Origin of the sequence: Tistlia consotensis USBA 355 (assembly GCF_900177295.1) — a bacterium.
In the GTDB taxonomy this organism is placed as follows: domain Bacteria; phylum Pseudomonadota; class Alphaproteobacteria; order Kiloniellales; family DSM-21159; genus Tistlia; species Tistlia consotensis.
This window is the reverse complement of the sequence record NZ_FWZX01000032.1, coordinates 65192-71908: the sequence shown is the minus strand read 5'-3', so window position 1 is coordinate 71908 and position 6717 is coordinate 65192. Positions and strand designations below refer to the sequence as shown.

Sequence of the window (6717 nt, the reverse complement as noted above, 5' to 3'; positions counted from 1 at the left end):
CGGCCATCGACGGGCGCACGACCCGCCACCCCGGCTATGCCGTCAGCCAGCGCCTGCGCAAGCGCATCGAGGAGGCGTTCGGCTGGATCAAGACCACCGGCGGCCTGCGCAAGACCCGCCACCGCGGCCTCGCGCGGGTCGGCTGGATGTTCACCCTGAGCGTCGCCGCCTACAACCTGGTGAGGCTGCCCAAGCTGCTCGCCGTGACCTGATCGGGCCAGGACTCCGTCCGAAGCAGGCCGAAACGGCAGAAAACGACCGCAAAACCGCGGCAACAGCCCAAGTCCGCCTCGCCGAGAGCTCCGACTCGAGCCCGCCGGCGCGACGAAGCGCCTCTATTTCCGCACCCTGCTAGAGAGGCACACGATCCATGAGTAGCGGAAAACCCGGTCTAGAGGACAGCCTTCCCGGCTACGCCTCCCACGAAATTCCGACGCCCAAGATTCTTGGAGGAACGGACGACTGGAATTCGTCTCAGTGGCAGAAGGAATTCGACGATACGCGTGAGCGGATTGTGAATTTTCTGGCTGCCCGTGACCCGCTCGCGATTCTCGCGAGAACTGCCGCGCGCCATATTATGGAGTCAACCGGGCCAAAGGCCGTGGATGAGCCCTCCGTCGATGACATGGAGCAGGTTGAGGTGGAAATCGCCCAGGCACTTATCCTCACGGGCGAGGGTCAGCGGAAAAATGTCCCGACTTCCCCCAGAAATTTTGAACGTCACTGGAAGGTCATGGCGAGGCATATCCACGGGTTCATCCGAAAGCAGCCGGAGGAGCATGACTCGCTCGCAACGGTCATGGTTCGACGAAAAGCCCGCCTTCAGACCCTCTACTATCGCAATCTGTTTGCCCGGAATGATTGCGAGACGGTAATGCTGGCACTTCTGAAGCGCATTGACTCTCAGTCCGAAGCGGCGCTGGGATACCGACTGTCTGACGTGTTCAACGCCATGATTGCCGTAACCAATCTCGTTACCGATCGCCTCCATATCAACTTTTCCCACATCAGAACTTTGATGCAATCAAAATCGCGAAGCGAGATTCTACAAGAACTAGAATTCTTCAGGTCCCAGTATCCGCTCGCGGACAGGTGCTGGCGAGACCGGAGTGATCGCTTTCCCGATCTGGAAGAGCTTCGTGTCGCCGCGTTCCAGATGTCTGAGATGGCATGGCCATGGGTATTCCGGCTGAAACGATCAGATCTTGAGGAGATTATGGACTCCAAGATTGTTGACGTGCTCTTCCATCTGTCGATCCCTTTCGGCGGTCTGCGTGATGCCAATCCGCAGCATGTCTACCTGAATAATCCGGTCTGGCGGAAACCCTACGTCAGGCTTTCTGACGATCAGCTCTTTGCGGCCATCCCGCAGCTAATATTTTCGTTCCCATTTGCCATCATGGAAGGGCTGATCGAAGACCATCCGCCTCTGGTGCGCGCTTATGAAGAGGCAAGGGCAGAGTACCTCGAGGTCGCGATAGAAGAAGTTGTCTCAGCAGCAATGCCACACGCGAGAGTTTTCCGGGGCGTTGTCTGGACTGATCCCGAAAGCGGCAAAACATACGAAAATGATGTGGTCGCGCTGCTCGGTAACTTCATATTTGTTTTCGAGTGCAAATCGGGACGTCTAAGAGACGCTGCGCGCCGTGGTGGCGACAAGAGTCTCAGAACAAACTTCAGGGAACTGTTCGTGGAGCCAGGCTTACAGGGCTGGCGGCTGCAAAACTACCTCGACACCCTCCGGGACAAGGCCGTCCTGCGTCTCAAGGTCGACGGCTCCCTAATTGATTTTCAGCTCGACCGCCCGAAGGTTGTGTATCGCTACAGCGTGAGTTTCGAGCATTTCACCAACCTAACCAGCGCGAGGTTCTACCTCCGGGAACTTGGTCTTATCGAGAATGAAACAGCATGGGCCCCGGCGCTAACTCTCGGCGAGTTTCAGATGATTGCCAAGTTTCTGGATACGGAAGCATCCTTCCAGCACTATCTCACCCGCCGACCAAGTATTGATGAGATCATCGATTTCGATGGTGACGAGCAGGACATTCTTTCAATGTACCTGACCAATGGTCTATGCATAGACGGCACGGCCGTATCGGGAAAGAAGCTCACCTTTCTTGGGGCAGACGCCCTGGTTCGTCAAAGGGTCCACCCTCGAAAAGACAGGACAGCAGTTGAACCGATTGGAGTTTATCTGTCGCCAATGTGGCGCACCTCCGTACGGGAACTTTATGCGAACACCAAGCAGCGACACCGGTATGACATCATCAATGTTATCCTCAATCAGTTGCCGCCTGCCTTGATGGACTTTGAGAGAAGAATTCGGAGGTTCAGACGGGGCGTACCGAACAATGGGGAAGACGTGCTGGTCACAAAGTTTCTGGCGGGGAACAGGATATTCGTTCTGATGTGTCACCTTGCAAAAAAAGCACCTGACCCGGACGAGTGGCAGGATGCCGGCAGAAGCATCGTGGGGATGTTTTCGGATGAGGATACCGTGGTCGAATGTGCCACTTTCCTTTTCGTTCGTAGATCGAAAGAAACCACATTTGATGGAGTCGGTTTCTATCGCTATGGATTCGGCAAGATGCCAAAGAATTCTGCCATGGAGGAATAGATCCGGTGCTTATGCTCCAAGGAATTTGCTGCCGGAAGGCGGGATTGCGGCGCCTCGCTTCTGGGCCGGTCACTGCTTTCTCCACGTCCTCTCCAGTGGCGGACTGCCCGCTCCCGCCCCCAATCAAGTCGACGTGTGCCGATGCCGGTAACGACCGCCTCTGGTGGATTCTGTTGAAGAAGTCCGATAGTCCAATTAGCACGACATGATTGGTCGCCAATCGAGGTCAAGGAACAAGATCTATCCGAACGAGTGGGCAATCTTGCATTCATCTGTAGCGCGGACCTCGGATCTGACCGACGCGCCGACTTTTTCAAGGGAATCGGCGCAAAGCCGCCGCCACGGCGACGCAGCGAGCGGCTTCCCCGCCCCCTACTGCGCCACCGTGTCCTTCACCTTCGGCCGCACGAACCGCCCGATCACCAGCGGCGCCAGGAAGCCGACGATCGCCAGCGTCCAGATGGCGATGGCGAGCCAGGAGCCCCAGAGGATCGACCAGTCGCCGTCGGAGATGGTCAGGGCGCGGCGCAGGTTCTTCTCCATCTGGTCGCCGAGCAGGATGCCCAGGATGATCGGCACCAGCGGCACGTCGAGCTTGCGCAGCAGGTAGCCGGCGACGCCGAAGACGATCATCTCCAGGAGGTCGAAGGTCGAGCCCGAGATGCCGTAGATGCCGACGAAGGAGATCATCGCGACCCCCGGCATCAGGTAGCGGGTCGGGATCCGCAGGACCCGGACGAACAGGCCGACCAGCGGCAGGTTCATCAGCAGCAGCATGACGTTGGCGATGAAGAGCGCCGCGATCAGGCCCCAGACCACGTCCGGGTTGCGCTGGAACAGCAGCGGCCCCGGCGTGATGTTGAGCGCCAGCAGCATGGCGAGCAGCACCGCCGTGGTGCCCGAGCCCGGCACGCCGAGCGCCAGCATCGGCACCAGGGCGCCGCCGGCCGCGGCGTTGTTGCCGGCCTCGGGCGCCGCGACGCCACGCGGCTCGCCTGCGCCGAAGCCGGCGCCCTTGCCGGCGAGGCCCTTCTCCAGGGTGTAGGCGATGAACGAGCCGAGCGAGGCGCCGGCGCCCGGCAGGACGCCGGCCAGGAAGCCGACGCCGGTCGCGCGCAGCATCGTCGCCCAGGTCCGCTTCAGCATCGCCAGCGGCACCGTGACCCGGCCGAGCGCGACCTTGCCGGGCGCGTGCTCGCCCTCGCCGCGGTGCTCGAGGAACAGCAGCACCTCGGAGATCGCGAAGAGGCCGACGATGGCGACCAGGAAGTTGATGCCGTCGTAGAGGTGGACGTTGCCGAAGGTGAAGCGCGGCACGCCGGTCTGGTGGTCGACGCCGATGAGCGCGATGCCCAGGCCGAGCGCGGCGGCGATCAGCGACTTCGCCTGGTTGCGCGAGGCGACGCCGCCGAGCGTGGCGAAGGCCAGGGTGAAGAGCGCGAAGTACTCGGCCGGCCCGAACAGCAGCGCCACCCTGACCAGCAGCGGCGCCAGGAAGACCAGCCCGCAGGTCGCCAGCAGCGAGCCGACGAAGGAGGCGATGCCCGACAGCGCCAGGGCCTCGCCGGCCTGGCCCTTGCGCGCCATCGGATGGCCGTCGAGGGTCGTCATCAGCGCCGGCTCGTCGCCCGGGATGTTGAGCAGGATCGACGAGATCCGCCCGCCGTACATGGCGCCGTAGTAGACGCTGGTCAGCAGGATGATGGCCGGCGTCGCCGGCAGGCCGAGCGTGAAGGCGAGCGGGATCAGGATCGCCACGCCGTTGGATGGCCCCAGCCCCGGCAGCGCGCCGATGATCGTGCCGAGGAAGCAGCCGACGAAGGCGAGGCCGAGGTTCTGCAGGGTCAGGGCGACGGCGAAGCCGTGGGCCAGGGAGGCGAGCGCGTCCATCAGAACCCCCAGGGGCCGCGGGCCAGCGACAGCCCGAGGACCAGGTGAAAGATCGCGTAGATGCCGAGCGAGATGACGAGACCGGCGAGCGGCGCCTCGAGCGGCCCGGCGCCGAGCCGCCAGCAGAGGTAGCCGGCCCCGAGCGCCGTCGCCGCGACGAAGCCGAGCGACGGCAGCAGCAGGGCGTAGGCGACCATCACGCCGACGGCGAGCGCGATCTCGACGAGCCGCCCGGCGCCCGGCCAGTCGGGCCGCGCGTCGGGCCGCGCGAGGACATAGAGCCCCGCGAGCCCGAGCACGCCGGCGATGATGACCGGGAAGGCCTTCGGCCCGAGCGGATCGGTGATGAAGCTCGTCTCGATCTTCGTCGTCCGCCACAGGAAGAAGGCGGCGAGCGCCAGGCAGAACCCGCCGAGGACGCGGTCGCTCATCTCACTTGATCAGCCCGATTTCCTTGGAGATCGCCGTGGTCTTGTCGATCTGATCCTTAACGAAGGCGGTGAAGGCGGCGCCGTCGAGGTCGAGCGGCATCAGGCCGGAGCTCTTCATGATCCCCTTCCATTCGTCGGAGGCGTAGACCTTCTTCACGGCCTCGACCCAGAAGGCGTAGGCGTCGTCGGACATCTTGCCCGGCGCGTAGAAGCCGCGCCAGTTGGCGCCGACCACGTCCAGCCCCTGCTCCTTGGCCGTCGGGAACCTGGCGAAGTCGCCGGGCAGGCGCTTGGGCGCCAGGACGGCGAGGATCCGGATGTCGCCGGAATCGGAGAACTCCTTGGCCTCGGAGAGGTCGCCGGTGAAGGCCTGGACGTGGCCGCCGAGCAGCTGCGTCACCGCCTCGCCGCCGCCCTCGAAGGCGACGTACTTGACCTTGCGGATGTCGTCGATGCCGTCCGCCTTGGCGGCGATCAGGACCTTGAGGTGATCCCAGCCGCCGACCGCCGAGCCGCCGGCGAAGGCGACCGAGGAGGGGTCGGCCTTGACCTTGTCCAGCAGCTCCTTGAGCGTCTTGATCGGCGAATCCTTCGCCACGGCGATGACGCCGTAGTCGGCGCCGATCGAGCCGATCCAGCGGACCTGGCCCATGGTCATGCCGGGATAGGCGCCCTGGGCGAGGCGGGTCGAGGTCGCCGAGGAGGCCGCGACGATCAGGTCGTTGTCGCTGTCGCGCTTGGCGACGACCTCCGAATAGGCGACGCCGCCGCCGCCGCCGGAGAGATTGGTCACCTGGACCGGGCTCGGCACGATCTTCAGGTCGTAGAGCGTCTTGCCGACCTGGCGGCAGGTGAAGTCCCAACCGCCACCAGGGTTGGCCGGCGCGATGCATTCGGTCGCGGCGGGCTCGAAGGCAACGGCGGGGGCCGACGCGCAGAGCGCGGTCAAAAGGCTGGCGGCGCACGCCGCAGCGAGCTTGTTCATCAGGCATCCTCCCTCGGTTCCAGTCGCATCGTTTTCGTGCGATCTTCCGAACAATAGGACGGGAAGCTGTCAGCAACCTGTCACCAGAAGCGTCATCGTTCGGGAGGGAGTTCTTGCGCCTGCTCGTTGTCGAGGACACCGAGGATGTCGCCGAGGCGATCCTTTCCCATTTCGGCCGGGCCGGACATTCCTGCGATCACGCGGCGACGATGGCCGACGCCGAGCATTTCGTCAGCCTGGATGCCCACGACCTCGTCATCCTCGACATCAACCTGCCCGACGGCTCGGGCCTGTCCTTCCTCAAGCGGCTGAGGGCCCGGCAGAACGGCATCCCGGTCGTCGTGCTGACCGCCCGCCTGCGCATCGACGACAAGGTCGACGCGCTCGACCTCGGCGCCGACGACTACCTGGTCAAGCCCTTCGACCTGCGCGAGCTGGAAGCCCGCGCGCGGGCCGTCACCCGGCGCAAGCACGGCGCGAGCGAGGCCCTCGTCACGGCGGGCAACGTGCGCTGCAACCTGGCCGCCCGCTCGGTGACGGTCGGCGAGGCGACGGTCGAGCTGACGCGGCGCGAGTTCATCCTGCTCGAGGCCTTCATCACCAATCTCGACCGGGTGCTCGGCAAGGACGAGCTCCATTCCCGCCTCTACGGCCTGACCGGAGACGCGGGCCTCAACGCCGTCGAGGTCTACGTGGCGCGGCTCAGGAAGAAGCTCGCCGAGGGCGACATCGAGATCGCGACGCTGAGAGGCCTCGGCTACCGGGCCGTCGTGCGGGCCGGCGCGCCGCATTGA

General features: G+C 63.9%; 6 protein-coding genes. 3 read left to right on the top strand and 3 right to left on the bottom strand.

The features are described 5' to 3' along the window. Together B9O00_RS26710 and B9O00_RS32720 are read left to right on the top strand one after the other, a co-directional pair. The coding region (locus tag B9O00_RS26710; protein WP_143596355.1) for a transposase at positions 1–212 on the top strand (212 nt) is incomplete at its 5' end. Positions 213–370: 158 nt separating this feature from the next. Next, on the top strand, positions 371–2617 hold the full coding sequence (locus B9O00_RS32720) for a hypothetical protein (RefSeq protein WP_143596354.1): 2247 nt from the start codon (positions 371–373) through the stop codon (positions 2615–2617). Between the two features lie 372 nt (positions 2618–2989). Here the strand turns inward: B9O00_RS32720 and B9O00_RS26705 are convergent, their stop codons facing one another. Genes B9O00_RS26705 through B9O00_RS26695 form a run of 3 tightly spaced genes read right to left on the bottom strand, consistent with a single transcriptional unit; the run spans position 2990 to position 5923 of the window. Further along, positions 2990–4507, bottom strand: coding sequence for a tripartite tricarboxylate transporter permease (locus tag B9O00_RS26705; RefSeq protein WP_085125779.1), 1518 nt, complete (start codon positions 4505–4507; stop codon positions 2990–2992). Continuing rightward, positions 4507–4938 carry a tripartite tricarboxylate transporter TctB family protein gene (locus B9O00_RS26700; protein ID WP_085125778.1) on the bottom strand — a complete coding sequence of 144 codons (432 nt, stop codon included), beginning with the start codon at positions 4936–4938 and terminating at the stop codon, positions 4507–4509. The genes B9O00_RS26705 and B9O00_RS26700 overlap by 1 nt, the downstream gene beginning before the upstream one ends. 1 nt (position 4939) lies before the next feature. Next, a complete protein-coding gene (locus B9O00_RS26695; RefSeq protein WP_085125777.1) occupies positions 4940–5923 on the bottom strand; it encodes a Bug family tripartite tricarboxylate transporter substrate binding protein in 984 nt (327 codons plus the stop codon). A 113-nt stretch (positions 5924–6036) separates the two neighbouring features. On the opposite strand from B9O00_RS26695, the gene B9O00_RS26690 reads away from it, so the two are divergent. Further along, entirely contained in the window at positions 6037–6717 is a 681-nt protein-coding gene (locus B9O00_RS26690; protein WP_085125776.1) for a response regulator transcription factor, read from the top strand.